Annotated in this window: 14 protein-coding genes; 7 read left to right on the top strand and 7 right to left on the bottom strand. The window is 59.6% G+C overall.

The window, feature by feature from the left end; translation table 11 throughout:
* Positions 1-172: 172 nt before the first annotated feature.
* The 3 genes from lepB (at position 173) to pgl (ending at position 3,962) form a co-directional block, all read left to right on the top strand.
* Positions 173-2,032 (top strand): signal peptidase I, encoded by a 1,860-nt coding sequence (gene lepB, locus CA51_RS08225; protein WP_145119500.1) that lies wholly within the window; start codon positions 173-175, stop codon positions 2,030-2,032.
* A 74-nt stretch (positions 2,033-2,106) separates the two neighbouring features.
* Positions 2,107-2,958: an LPS export ABC transporter ATP-binding protein gene (gene lptB / locus CA51_RS08230; protein ID WP_231746066.1), complete on the top strand. Its 852-nt coding sequence runs from the start codon at positions 2,107-2,109 to the stop codon at positions 2,956-2,958.
* A gap of 266 nt (positions 2,959-3,224) precedes the next feature.
* Positions 3,225-3,962 (top strand): 6-phosphogluconolactonase, encoded by a 738-nt coding sequence (pgl, locus tag CA51_RS08235; RefSeq protein WP_145119504.1) that lies wholly within the window; start codon positions 3,225-3,227, stop codon positions 3,960-3,962.
* Between the two features lie 57 nt (positions 3,963-4,019).
* Here pgl and CA51_RS08240 read toward each other — a convergent pair whose 3' ends face one another.
* From CA51_RS08240 to CA51_RS08250, 3 genes are all read right to left on the bottom strand, one after another.
* The gene (locus CA51_RS08240) at positions 4,020-5,117 is read right to left on the bottom strand and encodes an acyl-CoA dehydrogenase family protein (RefSeq protein ID WP_197451686.1); all 1,098 of its coding nucleotides are present in this window, start codon (positions 5,115-5,117) and stop codon (positions 4,020-4,022) included.
* Positions 5,114-6,469 (bottom strand): dicarboxylate/amino acid:cation symporter, encoded by a 1,356-nt coding sequence (locus CA51_RS08245; RefSeq protein WP_145119506.1) that lies wholly within the window; start codon positions 6,467-6,469, stop codon positions 5,114-5,116. Before CA51_RS08245 ends, CA51_RS08240 begins: the two co-directional genes overlap by 4 nt.
* Positions 6,470-6,682: 213 nt before the next feature.
* Positions 6,683-7,015, bottom strand: a complete 333-nt coding sequence (locus CA51_RS08250; RefSeq protein ID WP_145119508.1) for an H-X9-DG-CTERM domain-containing protein — start codon at positions 7,013-7,015, stop codon at positions 6,683-6,685.
* A gap of 198 nt (positions 7,016-7,213) precedes the next feature.
* Here CA51_RS08250 and CA51_RS08255 point away from each other — a divergent pair, with 198 nt between their 5' ends.
* On the top strand, positions 7,214-10,258 hold the full coding sequence (locus CA51_RS08255; RefSeq protein WP_197451687.1) for a VWA domain-containing protein: 3,045 nt from the start codon (positions 7,214-7,216) through the stop codon (positions 10,256-10,258).
* A gap of 98 nt (positions 10,259-10,356) precedes the next feature.
* Positions 10,357-11,082: a carboxylesterase family protein gene (locus CA51_RS08260; RefSeq protein ID WP_145119510.1), complete on the top strand. Its 726-nt coding sequence runs from the start codon at positions 10,357-10,359 to the stop codon at positions 11,080-11,082.
* Between the two features lie 117 nt (positions 11,083-11,199).
* Here the strand turns inward: CA51_RS08260 and CA51_RS08265 are convergent, their stop codons facing one another.
* Genes CA51_RS08265 through CA51_RS08280 form a run of 4 tightly spaced genes read right to left on the bottom strand, consistent with a single transcriptional unit; the run spans position 11,200 to position 13,874 of the window.
* A complete protein-coding gene (locus CA51_RS08265; RefSeq protein WP_145119512.1) occupies positions 11,200-11,544 on the bottom strand; it encodes a cupin domain-containing protein in 345 nt (114 codons plus the stop codon).
* Entirely contained in the window at positions 11,537-12,109 is a 573-nt protein-coding gene (locus CA51_RS08270) for a sugar O-acetyltransferase (protein WP_145119514.1), read from the bottom strand. The genes CA51_RS08265 and CA51_RS08270 overlap by 8 nt, the downstream gene beginning before the upstream one ends.
* 17 nt (positions 12,110-12,126) lie before the next feature.
* The gene (locus CA51_RS08275; RefSeq protein WP_145119517.1) at positions 12,127-13,038 is read right to left on the bottom strand and encodes a metallophosphoesterase family protein; all 912 of its coding nucleotides are present in this window, start codon (positions 13,036-13,038) and stop codon (positions 12,127-12,129) included.
* 17 nt (positions 13,039-13,055) lie between these two features.
* Positions 13,056-13,874, bottom strand: a complete 819-nt coding sequence (locus CA51_RS08280) for a Kelch repeat-containing protein (protein ID WP_145119519.1) — start codon at positions 13,872-13,874, stop codon at positions 13,056-13,058.
* A gap of 199 nt (positions 13,875-14,073) precedes the next feature.
* On the opposite strand from CA51_RS08280, the gene CA51_RS08285 reads away from it, so the two are divergent.
* Both CA51_RS08285 and CA51_RS08290 read left to right on the top strand, forming a co-directional pair.
* On the top strand, positions 14,074-14,586 hold the full coding sequence (locus CA51_RS08285) for a MarR family winged helix-turn-helix transcriptional regulator (RefSeq protein WP_145119523.1): 513 nt from the start codon (positions 14,074-14,076) through the stop codon (positions 14,584-14,586).
* Positions 14,587-14,799: 213 nt separating this feature from the next.
* Positions 14,800-15,243: a DoxX family protein gene (locus tag CA51_RS08290; protein WP_145119525.1), complete on the top strand. Its 444-nt coding sequence runs from the start codon at positions 14,800-14,802 to the stop codon at positions 15,241-15,243.
* Positions 15,244-15,574 lie beyond the last annotated feature (331 nt).

Below are 15,574 nucleotides of genomic sequence, written 5' to 3' on the forward strand. Positions count from 1 at the left end.
AAACTTGGCTGTCGCCCCGATCGAATGATTGGGGGCGACAGCCTTTTTTCGCATCGATCTTGGATCGACGGCCTGTTAGCTAGCACGTCGCAGGCCGCGCGAGAATTCAAGTTTCTCTAAACTGCCACTTCCGTTACACTACCGGCCAACGGATCATCCAGCGGAAGTCACTATGAATGCAGCATTGAGTAAGAAGAAGCGATCGGCTCGCGACAGCGAGACCGCCGATGCGAAACCAAATCAATCGTTTCGCGAGACGGTAGAATCGATCGTCGTGGCGATCATCTTGGCGCTGCTGTTCCGCGCGTTTGTCGCCGAAGCCTTCGTGATTCCGACAGGTTCGATGGCCCCGACGTTGATGGGGACGCACAAGGATATCTATTGCCCGCACTGCGGTGAGAATTATCGCACCGGGGCGAGTCTCGAGCTGCCCGACCGCAACACCGGCATGGTGGTTGTTGGCACGATCTGTCCCAATTGTCGATCCGAAACGCCACTGGATCTTGAGGGGAACCCAAACGACGCGACCTTCTCGGGCGACCGAATTTTGGTCAGCAAGTTTTCGTATGCGTTTGGCAAACCCGAACGCTTCGACGTCGGCGTCTTCAAGAATCCTGGCAACGCCAAACAGAATTACATCAAACGGATCGTGGGGCTGCCCAACGAAACCGTCCGGATCACCAACGGCGATCTCTACATCCGCCCCGATGGATCGCAAGATTTCAAGATCGCTCGCAAGCAACAACTCTCCAAGCTGTTGTCGATGAGCCACCTGGTCCACGACTCGGCGCACCAGGCGAAAGAATTGTTGGACGCGCGATGGCCGCTGCGTTGGCAACCCTGGGACGAGGGAGCGACTTCGCCGCCGGAGGACTCTTGGAAGACGCGAGCCGACACCGGCGGGATGACAGCCAAGCTGGACGCCGGCCAATCCGAGACGCGTTGGCTGCGGTACTATCACGACTGGCCCGGCACCGATGCGTGGGACAAAGCCCGCAACGGGATCAAACTGGATAACGCCCGCCCCTACCGCGTGCTGCCGATCACCGACTTCTACGCCTACAACGGCTACCTGACCGTGCCGCGTTGGAAGGTCTACGACGAACAGGGCCAGTTCCTCAGCTCGTATCGTTCGGGGCAGAGTCTTTCGCAGTTTGGCGATGTGCAACAGGGAGCCTACAGTCGGATGGGCGCCCACTGGGTTGGCGATCTGTTGATGGAGATCGACATCGAAACCGAACCGGGTGAAGGTGCTCTCGATCTAATGTTGGTCCGCGCGGGCGTCGAGTATCGCTGCACGATCGACCTCACCTCCGGCGACGCGACGCTGAAAATTGTCGACGGCGACAAACAGCATCCCTTCGATCCGCCAGTCGGAAAGGCCAGCGACGATCCAACGGCGCTGCAGTCACCCGTCGGACAGACGACAGCGCGCGCGGGAGATCGGATCGATATTCGCTTCAGCAATTACGACGACGAACTGCGGCTATGGATCGATGGCGACGAGGTCCTTTTCGATCGGCCAACGACCTACGACAGCCGCAGCTATCGAACGCGGGAAGAGGATCGCCCGTATTGGACCGCCGAAAATCCATTGGATGGTGCTCCGTTGGCGATCGGCGTCTCGGGCGTCGCCGCGACGCTGAACCATGTTCGCGTGTTGCGCGACAAATATTACATCGCGTTGCCAAAGCAATCGCGTTACGGCAGTGCGTTTAATGATTACTCAAGCGATCACGGCGTCGCCAACGACCCGCGCAGCGTAGGCCGCATCTTGGGAAATCCCGAGGACTGGGGCACGACCAAGCTGTGGGCCGCTCGCCGTTCGCAAGAATACACGATGGACGAAGGACAATATTTCCCCTTGGGCGACAACAGTCCCGAGAGTGCCGATGCCCGGGGCTGGACCGGCAAGCACTTTGTTCCTCGCGACTTGTTGGTTGGCAAAGCGGTCTTCGTCTTCTGGCCTCACCCCTGGAATACGCCGGTCCCCTTCACGCCTAACTTTCGCCGCATGAAATTGATCCATTGATCCCCGCGCCGTCGAACCCCGACGACGCGCTGCGACGTTGAACTCCGCAAACTCCATTGGCAAGGATGCCGAACATGTCACTAGCGATTCTCGAAGCGATCGATCTTCATAAAACGTATGGTCGCCGCAAAGTCGTCGACGGTGTGAACCTGCACGTCAACGAAGCGGAGATCGTTGGCCTGCTGGGCCCCAACGGTGCCGGTAAATCGACAAGTTTTAAGATGATCTGCGGGATGGTCGATCCCGATCGAGGTCGTGTCTGCCTGGGCGGCGAAGAGGTCACCGATTGGCCGATGTTTCGCCGCGCCCGCGACGGCGGGATGGGCTATCTGCCGCAGGACTCCAGCGTTTTCAAGAAGCTGACAGTCGAACAGAACATCCTGGCGCTGTTGGAATTACTGGGGCACAACCGCAAGCAACGGCAGGCCCGTTGTGAGGAACTGCTGACCGAATTCAGCATCACCCACATTCGCAAATCGCGTGGCGGAAAACTCAGCGGTGGCGAACGCCGCCGACTGGAGATCGCCCGCTGTCTCGTATCCAACCCGCGGATCATCCTACTGGACGAACCGTTTGCCGGTATCGATCCGATCACCGTGCAATCGATTCAAGGCGTGATCCACCAGTTGCGAGATTCGGGGATCGCCGTCTTGATCACCGACCACGCGGCCCGCGAGATCTTGAGTACCGTCGACCGATGTTACGTGATCGCCAAAGGCCAAGTGTTGGTCGATGGAACACCCGACGTCGTCAAGCGCCACCCGCAGGTGCAAGCCGAATATCTGGGCGACTTGGACGCCGCCGAATCGCATGGCCAAAGCAGCCAAACCCTGCGACACGATTCCCCCGCCCCAGCCGCCGCCGCTCCTCCCGCTAGCTCGGGACTGTTCAAATCCTCCGCCCCCCGCCGCCGCACCGACGTCTAGTCGCGCGGCCACAATCGCAAGACAGATTTGAAACGTTTGCAGATTGCGGCGAACCGAAATACGAAAGACGCCTACCTCTCTGGCAAATACCTGCTTAGGGAGGTTGATGTATCTTTTGCCGTTGCAAAAATGCGACTTAAATACGGAGTGTTCCGCGACCTTCCGGTCGCGCCGATTGCAAACATTCGCATCGACTCCCACTTCGCACTCCGTGTTCAGAGCGAAGCGAATCGATTCTTCATTGACGTTCAGGACCTAACGAAATTATGACTAAACCGACGCTCGGATCGCTCGAAGTTTTTGACGACATCGCCAGCATCAGCCGCCAAGCCTGCGACGACCTGATTCCGCTGTGCTGCGACGCGATCGCCGCTCGCGGCGTCTGCCGGATCGCGCTGGCTGGCGGTTCGACGCCGAAGCTGCTGTATCGATTGATGGCCGAGAACCAGCAGGCGTTCGATTGGGCCAAGATCGAATTGTTCTGGGGAGACGAACGGAACGTGTTGCCCGAGGACGACGACAGCAATTTCCGGATGGTCCGCGAGGCGATGTTGGATCACGTGCCGATTCCCGAGGCGAACGTCTTTCGCGTGCCGATCGATCCAGCCGATCCCGCGGCGACGGCGGTTCAATATGAAGCGACGTTGAAGACGCAGTTCGGCGGCGATTCGCTCCAGTGGGACCTGGTACTGCTGGGAATGGGAGACGACGCGCACACCGCGTCGCTCTTCCCGCAAACCACAGCGATCGACGCCAACGACCGTTTGTTTGTCGAAAACTGGGTTGAAAAGTTTGATACCTTCCGGCAAACGCTGACCGCTCCGGCGATCAATTCCGCTCGCAACGTCTGGTTCCTGATCGGTGGTGCCGGGAAACGCGAAGCGCTGCAACACGTCTGGGGCGCTCGACAGGCTCCGTCGGAATTCCCATCGCAATTGATCCGCCCGTCGGCAGGCAAGTTGCGATGGATGATCGCTATCGATGCGATGCCAGAATCTGCGTAGCCGAAGCAGAATGCAGATACCGCCGCGGCATCAAGTGCCGCGGCTTTTCTCGTCGCTCTATTCGATCCCCGCCAATTCGCACAGGTGCGCGTTGGCGATCGGTTGCGGGCAACTCCAAACCAGAAAGAAGAGTGCTTCGCGGCACCATCGGCCGGCGGGATGTCCCTGGACAAAGCCGGCTCCTTTGGCAGCCGTCAACGCCGCCTGAGAGGCTCGCAGTGCCAACCGATTGGCCCGGCCTCGAAGATCGGCAGTCGAACAGACCTGGTTGCCGCTGGCGACACTCAACAGATCGACTTCTAAATTGCGGACCTCGGTCTGCAGTTGCTCGGCGACCGGAAGTAGAGCATCGCGTTGTTGCGCCTCGGCCGTCAGAAAATCGACAGCGGCCTTCGATAGTCCAATCGCCAGAGTCGACGTTTGCAGACCGCCCGTCCCCGCGCCGACGCCTTGACTCATCACATCTTCGATCGGTCCGGCGATCAAATCGTCGGGGCCGATCGCGACATCTTGCAGATCGACGCGATCGGTCGCGCTGGCCGAAAGAGCCACCAACGGGATACCGGCTTGCGCGGCAACGCCTGGGCGATCGGTTGGGACGGCTGCCAACAATTGCCGGCCGTCGTCGAGCGTCGCTCCCACAACAATCACATCCGCATGCGCCCCCCCCGTTACCCAGGGGCTGTAACCCGACAAGCGATAGCCGTCGCCGGCCGCTTCGGCTCGCAACACCGGCGTGCTCAGATGGCGACGGCTGGTCGTTAGGTGACTGATTCCGACCGTCGCAAATTGGCTGCCATCCAACAGCGGCGGCAGCCAGCGTTTTTGAAGGGCCTCGTTTTCGCAGCCTTCGATCCGGCGGCAGGCTCCCATCCGTTGGGTGATGATAAACGTGGTCGTCAGATCGGCCGCGGCCAGCCGCAGATAACCTCGCGTTTGATCGGCGTCGGACCATCCGAACCCGCCCGCGGTGGTCGGCATAAACCAACGAAAGACTCCCGCCGCGGCACACAGTTGCAACTGCGCCGCGGGCCACTCGCCACTGCGGTCGGTCTGGTCGGCGAGCGTCTGCAGGCGATCGCACAAGGCGTCCATCGCGGGAGAATCGGGAGCTTGCACGATTTCGACAGCTGCGTTGTCGGCGGGTTGATTCATTGCGGCTGCTCCTTCGTCAGAACTTCGCTCGGGGTCGGATCGTGGTCTTCGGGTGGATCGTGAAGCATGCCGACGCTCTTGGCGATCAGCATCGCCACGGTCGCGTCGCCGGTCACGTTCACGGTAGTCCGGCACATATCCAACAGACGGTCGATGGCGAAGATCAACGCCAGGCCCTCTTCGGGAACGCCGATCGCACCCAACACGATCACCAACATCACCATCCCGGCACCGGGCACGGCAGCGGAACCGATCGAAGCCAAGGTGGCGGTCAAGACGATCGTGACTTGATCGCCGAGGGTCATGTCGATGTTATAGGCTTGAGCGATGAACATCGCGGCGACGGCTTGATAAAGACTGGTGCCGTCCATGTTGACGGTCGCTCCGACGGGCAGCACAAAACTGGCCACCTCTTCGTCGACGCCCAGATGCTCCTGCACGCGTTCCATCGTCACCGGTAGTGTCGCGGCGCTGGAGCTTGTCGAAAAGGCGAGCAGTTGGGCCGGCGAGATGCCACGGAAAAAGGAGACATAGCTGCGGCCGGTGAAGATCACAACCAAGGCTGGATAGAAGACAAACGCCATCAGGCCCAGCCCCAGCAGAACGCAGAAGGCGTAGACCGAGAGGGCGATCAAAAGGTCCGACCCCGGGGCGTCGACGATCAATGCACTCAACAGCGCGAAGACGCCAAAGGGGGCTGCCAGCATGATCAGATCGACTAGCTTGAGGATCACTTCGTTTAAGCCATCGAAGAAATCTTTGACCGGTTTGGCCGATTCACTTGGGATCAGGATCAGACCGATTCCAAAGAAGACGACAAAAAAGATCACCTGCAACATGTTCCGGTTCGACGACGAGGCGGAGAAGATGTTATCCGGGACGATGTCGACCAGCGGTTGCAACGGCCCCTGCGACTTGGTCGCCGCCGCCTCGGCTTTGATCTTGTCGATCTGTTGCGATTGCCCTTCGCCGCCGGAACCGCCATCGGCGCTCCCCAGCAGATCGTTGCGGGTCTGTTCGGTGATCGAACGTCCCGGAGCGACCACGTTGGCAACCACCAACCCCAGCGTGACCGCGACGATGGTGGTGCACAGATACAACAGGATCGTGCGACCGCCCATCCGCGAAAATTTGGAGATGTCCTGCAGATCGGAGACGCCTTTGATCAGCGAGGTGATGATCAAGGGGATCGCGATCAGTTTCAGCATGTTGACGAAGATCTGCCCAAACGGCTTGATCCAGTTCGTCGTGAATTCGGTCCAGCCGAAGTGAGACGCCAGCAGTCCAAAGAGTAGCCCGGCGAGCATGCCCAGAAGAATTTGCCAGTGGAGGGCAAGACGCGGTGACGACATGAAGGGCTCGTTGGATTTGGGGTGGGATACGCTGTGATCGTTGGTCTATACGCTATCGAATCTGTCGCGATTTGCAAGCAAGCCGACGCAGGTCAAGCCGCAGCGGTAACGAAAAACAGCGGGCCGAATCGATTCGGTCCGCTGTCGAGGTTTGCAATCGTCGATCGCCGAGCACCCGCAAGAGGATGATCGCGATCGCTGCCGCCACGTAGGTTACGGCATTTGAAACGGTTGGCCGTCATCGCGAGCGATCATCTTTTCGAAGACGCTGTTGACCAACGCAGGGTCGGTGTTCTCTTGGGCCGCATTGCCACTGAAATCGACCGTGTCAGTGACGAACTTGACGCTGCCGTCAGCCAGTGCGAACTGGGCGCCACCGGGATGGAAGCTGGAGAAACTGACGTTGGCGACGTCTTGCACGCCCAGGCTGTAGTTGATCCGACCGCGCGACGTGCCGATCGCCGATCCGAGCGATTGGTTCAGTGCCGTTAACGACGACGTATCGGTATGTCGAACGCCAAACACCTCGGCAGCGTCATCATACAAGCTCCCCCAGTTGCCTAGACCTTATGTTGCCATTTCCTCAGGCGTTCTTGAAGCAGTGAGTTGCACTAGAGTGTGACCGGGACGCTGCGGCGCGATACAATCACGAGGCTATCGGTGGGGTGCAGCTTTGGCAGCGGTTGTTCCCACCGATCGTCAGCGAATCAATGGACGACACGAATCGATCAAGGAACATCCATCATGTTTGGCCTTCGGCTTGGCTTTGAGCATCCCGGCTACTTGGCCCTGCTGGTATTGATCCCCGTGCTTTGGCTCGCCAGCTATCGCGGATTGGCGCTGCTGGGGCCGGTTCGGCGGACTTTTGCGTTGCTGTTGCGAACGCTGGTGGCCGCGGCGATCGTCTTAGCGCTGGCCGGTGTTCAGTTCGTCTGGACCGACGACCGGATGACGGTCATGTATCTCTTGGACCAAAGCGAGAGCATTCCGGCCGCCAAACGGGATGCGATGCTGCAATACGTGATCCGCAACGTCGCCGCCCAACGCAACACGGCTCGCGCCGACAGGGCGGGAATCATCGTCTTTGGCAAAGAGGCGGCGGTCGAGATCCCACCGTTTGACGACGACATTCCCGATCTCCGTCGTTTGGAAAGTTATCTTGGCCGCAAGGATGCCACCAATCTCGAGGCGGCGCTGAAGTTGGCTCAGGCGGCGATGCCCGATGACACCTCGCGGCGGATCGTGATCGTGACCGACGGGAATGAAAACCTCGGCAACGCGAGTCAGCTGGCATCGCGAATCGCCCGAGCTGGCATCGGGATCGATGTCGTTCCGGTCCAGTTGGATGCGACGTCGGAAGTTCTGGTCGAAAAGATCGATCTGCCTCCCGATATTCGTCGCGGCCAACCGTTTGAAGCCCGCGTGGTGATCAACAACTATTCTCCCAGCGGCGAATCGAAGGTACCGATCCCGGGGCGGTTGGAGGTGACTCGCAAACTGGGCAGCGACGAACAGGTGCTGCTGAACGAACCGATCACGCTGGATCCCGACAAACCGACTGTCTTTCCGCTGCGTCACACGATCGACCAACCGGCTCCCTATACCTATAAAGCCCGATTTGTCCCGGACGATCCAGCGAGCGATGCGGTCAGCCAGAACAACGAGGCGTCGGCCTACACGTACGTTCGCGGCAAGGGACGCGTGCTGTTGATCGAAGATTGGGCCAGGCCGGACGAATATCGCGAGATGATTGAGACGCTGCGCAAAGCGGACATCGAGATCGTCGTCATGCCCAGCAACAATCTGTTTACGTCGATGGCCGAACTGCAGGCCTATGACGCGGTGATCATGGCGGGCGTGCCGCGGACCAGCGGCGAGGATGCCGATTCGATCAGCGGGTTCGACGACGATCATATCGAGATGCTCGTCCGCAACACGCAACAGCTCGGATGCGGCCTGCTGATGCTCGGCGGTCCCGATGCCTTCGGCGCTGGCGGTTGGGCGGGAACGAAGCTTGAAGAGGCGATGCCTGTCGATTTCCAGATCCGCAACACCAAGGTGCAGGCGATCGGTGCGTTGGCGATGATCATGCACGCCTCGGAAATGGCTCAAGGGAATCACTGGCAGAAGGTGGTCGCACGCAGCGCGATCGAAGCGCTTGGCCCCGCCGATTATTGCGGCATCATCCACTGGGCCGCTGGCGGCGACCAATGGTTATGGGGCGGAAGAGCGGGATTGTTGCCCGTCGGCCGTGGCAATCGCCGATCGATGTTGGCAGCGGTCAGCCGGATGACGCCGGGCGATATGCCACAGTTCGATCCCGCGATGCAGATGACGTTGGCGGCACTGAACGCCAACCAAGCCGCTCTGAAACACTGCATCATCATCAGCGATGGCGATCCCAGCCCGGCGGCCGGCGGAACGATCCGCGGATTCGCCAACGCGGGGATCAAGATCAGCACCGTCGCGGTGGCATCGCACGGAACGATCGGCAGCAATCGTTTGCGCGACATCGCCAAAGATACCGGCGGCAAATATTACGAAGCCAAAAGCCCCAAAGCGCTTCCCAAAATCTATCAACGCGAAGCGCGTCGCGTCTCGCGTCCGCTGGTCTACGAACCGCCCGGCGGCGCCACGCCTCAGATCTCCCTGCGGCATTCGGTCCTCGAAGGGATCGACGGCCCACTGCCGCCGATCTCCGGATTTGTGCTGACCGAAATCAAACAGAGTCCGTTGGCTCAGGTCTTGATCCGTTCGCCGATGCCCGAACAGCCCGACAACCAAACGATTCTCGCCGCCTGGACCTACGGACTGGGCCGCGCTGCGGTGATGACAACCGACACCGGCAAGCGATGGGCAACCGATTGGCCGCAGTGGGATGGGTACGACAAGTTTTACAGCCAGTTGGTCCGTTGGATCATGCGTCCCAGCGGCGACACGGGCAAGTTTACGATGGCGACCAAAGTCGAAGATGGCCGCGTTCGCGTGGTCGTCGAAGCGCTCGACAAAGAGGACGACTTCCTCAACTTTCTCGACATGAACGCCTCGGCGATCGGCCCCGATCTCAGCCCGCTGCCGCTGCAGATGCGACAGGTCGCGCCGGGGCGCTACGTCGGTGAATTTGCGGCGGATGAATCGGGCAGCTATTTCTTAAACGTCGTGCCAGCCGCCGGCGAAGCACCGCTGTCGCAAGGCGTGACCGTTCCCTACAGCAGTGAGTTCCGCGTCCGGACGGTGAACCAGGCGTTGTTGCAGGCGCTCGCCGATACCGAGCCGAGCGGAGGCGAAGCGGGCCAGTTGACCGAGCCGTTGGAAAAGTCGAGCATCGCGGCGCTGACCGATCACGCCACCTTCCGCGGCGGACTGGCGCATGCCCGCAGCATCCGCGACGTCTGGCCGCTGTTTGTGTTGGCCGGGTGCTGCATCTTCCTGGGCGATGTCTTCATCCGCCGCGTGGCGATCGATTTCAGTTGGATCGGCCGCTTGCTGGCCTCCCGTCGCGGGCAAACCAACGACGCGGAGAACTCACAGACACAGAGGATGGCAGCGCTGCGCAGCCGCAAGCTGGAGATCAACGAGGAACTCGATCGCCGCCGCTCGGCAACGCGGTTCGAACCGCAAGGCGATCCGACGCCGGGCGGCTCGACATCCGCTGCCGCAACGACGTCGACAAAACGACCGTCGGCGGGAACTCCAGCCAGCATGGAACCACAAAAAGAAGAGAAGAGCTACACCGAGCGGTTGCTGGAAGCGAAGCGGGCGGCGCGACGAAAGTCGGACGAATCGTAGCCGATCGGTGGTGGATCGCGTCGCCGATTTTGTAGCATCGGCCGACGGCGGGTGTTTACAATACATCGCTTTCCCAACCTCGATGGAGCTAACTCGCGATGCGTTTTCTGACCTCTCTACTGTTCGTTGTCAGCGGTGCTGTTTGTCTTGTCGTTCCCGCTGCCGCCGACGCTGCCGAGCAAGCTGCCGTTCATCTGGACGCCAAGGTGGAGGTGCAAATGGATTATCTATTGTACCTGCCGCAAGACTACGACCAGAAGAAAGCGTGGCCGCTGGTGCTGTTCTTGCACGGAGCCGGTGAACGTGGCGATGACTTGAACCTTGTCAAAATGCACGGCCCGCCTCGCTTGATCGAAGAGGGGAAGGAGTTTCCGTTTATCGTCGTCTCGCCTCAATGCCCCAAAGGTCGCTGGTGGCGAGAGTTTGAATTGACGGCGTTGTTAGACGATGTGATCGCGACGCAAAACGTCGATCAAGACCGTGTCTATGTGACCGGTTTGAGCATGGGTGGCTTTGGCAGTTGGGGCTTGGCGGCGTTCAGTCCCGATCGTTTCGCCGCGATCGCACCGATCTGCGGCGGCGGCGAACCTCGCTCGACAAGGAACTTCAAACACGTCCCGGTCTGGGCATTCCACGGTGCCAAAGATACAGCGGTTCCGTTGGAGCGAACGCAGGCGATGATCGACGCATTAAAGCGGCAAGGAGCAGAGCCGAAGCTGACGATCTATCCCGAAGCGGGCCACGACTCGTGGACCGAAACCTACAACAACCCCGCATTCTATGAGTGGTTGTTGGCACAAAAACGCGTTGCCAAAGAGGACTAATGTACCCAGCAAACAGTTTTTGGTTTAACCGCGTGGGCATCGCCCCACGCGTTTTTGAAGGTGACGCGGCCCGATGGGCTCGCGGTTAAACAAAAAGCAAAGTTCGTCCTTAGCGATTCAGTCCTGGTAGAAGACCGCCAGCCAAACGGTCGGCTCGGTCGCCGAAGTCGATTCGACGCGGTGGCGGCGATGCGCGGCAATGTCGACGTGATCGCCAGGGATCAGATCGATCGATTCCGGCGGATCGGCGAACTGCAGCGTCGCAGACCCTTGCAGCAGCAGCACCCACTCGCGCTCGGGCTGGTCGTACCAGAAGTCGTCTGGGCTGCGATGCCCCGTCGAAACGATCCGCTCCACGCGGAGACCGCTTCCCGACGCGAGGATCTCGGTCAATTCCTCGGGGACGTTTTGGGGAAGGTTGGCCAGCAGATTGCCTGGCCGCGCGGCTGACTCTTCACTCATCGGAATCCCCCGCGATGTTCTCGCGGATCACGCGACAGGGATTCCCCGCCGCGAGCACTCCCTCGGGAATGTCTTTTGTCACGACGCTCCCTGCACCGATCACGGTCCGGGATCCGATCGTCACGCCCGGCAGGATGATCGCGCCGCCCCCAACCCAGACATCCGACCCGATCGAGACCGGTTTGCCGAACTCCTGCGTCCGCCGCAGCTTGGCTTCCAACGGATGCGATGCAGTGTAGATCTGCACGCCCGGACCGAAGAAGCTGAAGTCGCCGATCTCGACAGCACGGACGTCCAGAACGACGCAGTTGAAATTGAAATAGACGCGCTGTCCCAGCCGGATGTTGCTGCCGTAGTCGCAATAGAACGGCGGCTGGATCCAGACCGAATCACCGCCGCTGCCCAACAGTTCGGTCAGCAGGCGGCGTCGTAGTTCCTGGTCCCGCTCGCGCGAAGCGTTCAAGTCGTGGCAGAGGTCGCGAGCACGTTCGCGGTCGGCGACCAATTCCGGATCCAACGCGTCGTACAACGCGCCGGCAAGCATCTTCTCTCGTTCGCTTTGCAATGCGGTAAACCTTATCGTTAGGCTTGCGGCTCCCACAGATAGCTGTTCTGTTTGCGGAAGCCGGTGATTTTCAGCGTGCTGTCGGGCTGGACGTCCAGCAGCGTGTAGGCGTTGGTCGCCTGTTCGCCCCCTTCGACCATCGCCACCAGTGTACAGTAATGGATGCCGCCGATTTCCTTCAGCTCGTTCCGGTGGCTGTGCCCTTGGAAGACCGCCAAAACGTTGCCGGAATCTTCGAAAATCTGTCGCACGGCCGCGTTATTTTTTACGCCATGGTGGTTGCTGACATCCAATCGCTGGTGAGCGAAGACGATCGTCGGCTTGTCGTTCGACTTCAGATCCGCCGCCAACCACTCGAGCTCCGCCGCCGGGATATTGGCGTCGGTCCACTTGAAGTTCTTTCGTTGATACGGCTGGCCATCGCTGCGGAAACAGGAATCCAACACGATGAAGTGGAATCCGCCGCGATCGAACGAATAATACGACTTCGGCTGCTCCACCGCCCCCAGGAACTCTTCCTTCTTAAGCGTATCGACGCAGTGGTTCCCCAGCACGTAGTGGCGGTCTTTGCAGATCGCCGAAAAGGGCCGGTTGATTGTCTGCAGGTAGCGGCTTTCGGTTTCGACGCTATCGGCGGCGTCGATCAGATCGCCCAGTTCGACCAGCATCTGCGGCTGCTCTTGCTCGAATTGCTTCGCCGCTTCGTCCAGCTTGCTCAAGGTCTTGCGATAGTGTCGCGATCCGCCCGGCGGTTTGTCGGCGTAGTGCAGATCGGTCACCAACGCGATGCGCACGTCGGCGGGTTTGTCGGCGGGTTTGTCGGCGGCTAACAGCGTGGCCGGTGCGGCTGCGGCAGCCGACAGAATCAGCGTTCCATTTTTCATGAACGCGCGGCGTTCGCCCAGTTTACTTTTTTGTTGTTGGTTCATCGGATGGAGCCCATTGTTTATTTGGTTTGGAGCAGTTTCAGTCCGTTGGCGGCGTCGGGGACTGCGCGGGTCACGCGTCCGGTGCATCCGGTCCCTTTGCTGCAACGACCGCTGGCGACCAGCAGTTCACCGCCGGGGAGTTTTTCGATGCCCAAAGAGCAATTGAATTTGTAGCGTCCAATCATCTTGAAGTTAGCGTCGGTGACCAAGGTTTCGGCGGGGCTGCCGTAGCAACCGAACCACCAGCGGTCGTGAGCGAACGTGGCGGTTTGGATGCCCAATAAGGTTTGCCCGCTGGTGACGATGTGCTTCTTAACGAATGTGAAATCGGCGTCGTATTGGTAGACGTAGTTCACTTCGATGTCGGATGGCAGACCGCCGACGACGTAGAAGTTGCCGTCGTATACTCCGATCCCACCGGCACCGTGGAAGACCTGTTGAGTCTCATGGCGGGCGATTTCTTTCAGGTTCGTCGCATCGTAGACGTAGACCCAAGAATCGGCATTCCCCTCGGGATCGTTGAAGCGGCCCAAGTTGACCGCGACATAGATCTTGCCCTGGTCGATGCAGAGGTCGCCATGGTGGTTGGCGACAGGGATTTTCGTGATCACCTTTCCGTCGAGGTCGGTTTTGACAAGCGTCGTGGTAAAGCTCCAATAGATCGCATCGCCATCGGTGCAGACGCCTTGCAGGTGGTGCGGGTAGGTCCCTTCGCAATCGACTTGGTTGGGAAATGTGGAGGCAGGTTTTGTGGCCGGCGTGGTGTCAGCAGCCGATGCGCCGGGAGCGACCGCGGCCGCGAAAACCATCAGGAAAGCGATTGAGGCAAGTTTCATCCGTCGACTCTTTCGATAGGGTTGGGGATTCTAGAGGTGGTTCATTGGTGATTTCAGAGGCCAATTCTACCAGTTCCCGATGGCTGTGTGAGCAGATCGTCGACGGCATCGGATTCCGGCTTCTGTCTGCCCGTTGTCGTCCCCAAACGCAGATCCCATTTCGCTTGACTCACAAACGGTCGTCGCGTAAAGTATCTGCATGTCATCAAAAAAGAGGAGCGAGCCAACGAAAGGCCTTCGACCGCTGCAACAGGAGCTCAAGAAGAAGGCTCCGTTCACGTCGCCGCATCAGGAAGCGGTGCTGAATGTGCTGCGGACCAGCGACCAATTTCAAAACCGGTTTGGGCGGCTACTGCGGAAGTACGGCCTGACCGGTTCGCAGTACAACGTGTTGCGAATCTTGCGAGGGGAGGGAAAACCTTTGCCAAGCCTGGAAATTGCCGATCGGATGATCCAGGTCGTACCCGCGATCACCGGTTTGATCGATCGACTGGAAAAGCAGGGCTTCGTTAGCCGAGACCGCAGCACCGTCGATCGCCGCGTGGTCAACGTCGCGATCACCGACAAGGGGCTCGACGTTTTGGAACCGCTGGATCGGCCTGTGAACACATTGCACAAACAGCTTCTCAAGCACCTCGATCGCAGCGAACTGTCGCAACTAAGCCATCTGTTGGAGAAAGCTCGCAGCCGAATCGACGCGTTGGACGACTGAATCGTCTCACGTTTTTCCTGCATGCTTGACGCATCAGCAGGCCGTCCGGCGAGTATGAAAAACGAGTGAAGTTTGCCGGCGTCGACGCGTTTTATCGATAGACGGTTTGAATTGGCATTCGCCCCGCAACGACGCACTTCCAATCGGCAGCTCCTTTGTTCGGGACCTGTCCCATGACTCAACCACCACTTCAATTTTGAGGAGCCACAAAAGATGAACAGCAACCCCCTTCAAGGTGTCGCCGCCGTACTTGGCCGGATCATGATCGCGACCATCTTTTTGATGAGTGCGATCGGCAACAAGATTCCCAAGTTTAATGACGTCGTCGCCTACATGGGCTCCGAAGGCGTGCCGATGCCGAAGGTGATGTTGGCCGGAGCGATCGTGTTTCTGATCGCCGGCAGCCTGTCGATCATCCTGGGCTTCAAAGCCCGCATCGGCGCGCTGCTGCTGCTGGTCTTCTTGGTTCTGGCGACCTACTTCTTCCACGATTTCTGGACCTTTGAAGGAGAAGCCCAACAGATGCAGATGATTCAGTTCATGAAAAATCTGTCGATGATGGGAACGATGATCTTCCTGATCGCCCAAGGCTCCGGCCCAATGAGCCTCGATAATCGCAGCACGCATGTGAGAGAAGAGGAATCGCCCGCTGCGTGAGTGGAACGTCGTGCCGGTCGCACCCCGCAGGGATGCCAGAGGGTAGCCGGTGGTCGGAGCGTAGCGAATACCACCGGATTCGACGCCGAAAACGCTCGACGTCCCCGGCGGGGGCGTACAACAACCTGTGATCCCTTCGGGAGCACCGCGCATTGAGACGCTGCAATCCGGAGGGGCGCCGCTGCGCGACGACCTCCGGCTACCATCTGTGATCCCTCCGGGGATCGAAACTCTTGACGGCTCGTCGGTTTAGTCACAACGAGTTTCCTTGAATTAGCCGTTTGGGCGTTAGCCCCGGTTTAGCGGTGCTTGAACCGGGGCTAACGCCCAA

This window comes from Rosistilla oblonga (assembly GCF_007751715.1).
In the GTDB taxonomy this organism is placed as follows: Bacteria; Planctomycetota; Planctomycetia; order Pirellulales; family Pirellulaceae; genus Rosistilla; species Rosistilla oblonga.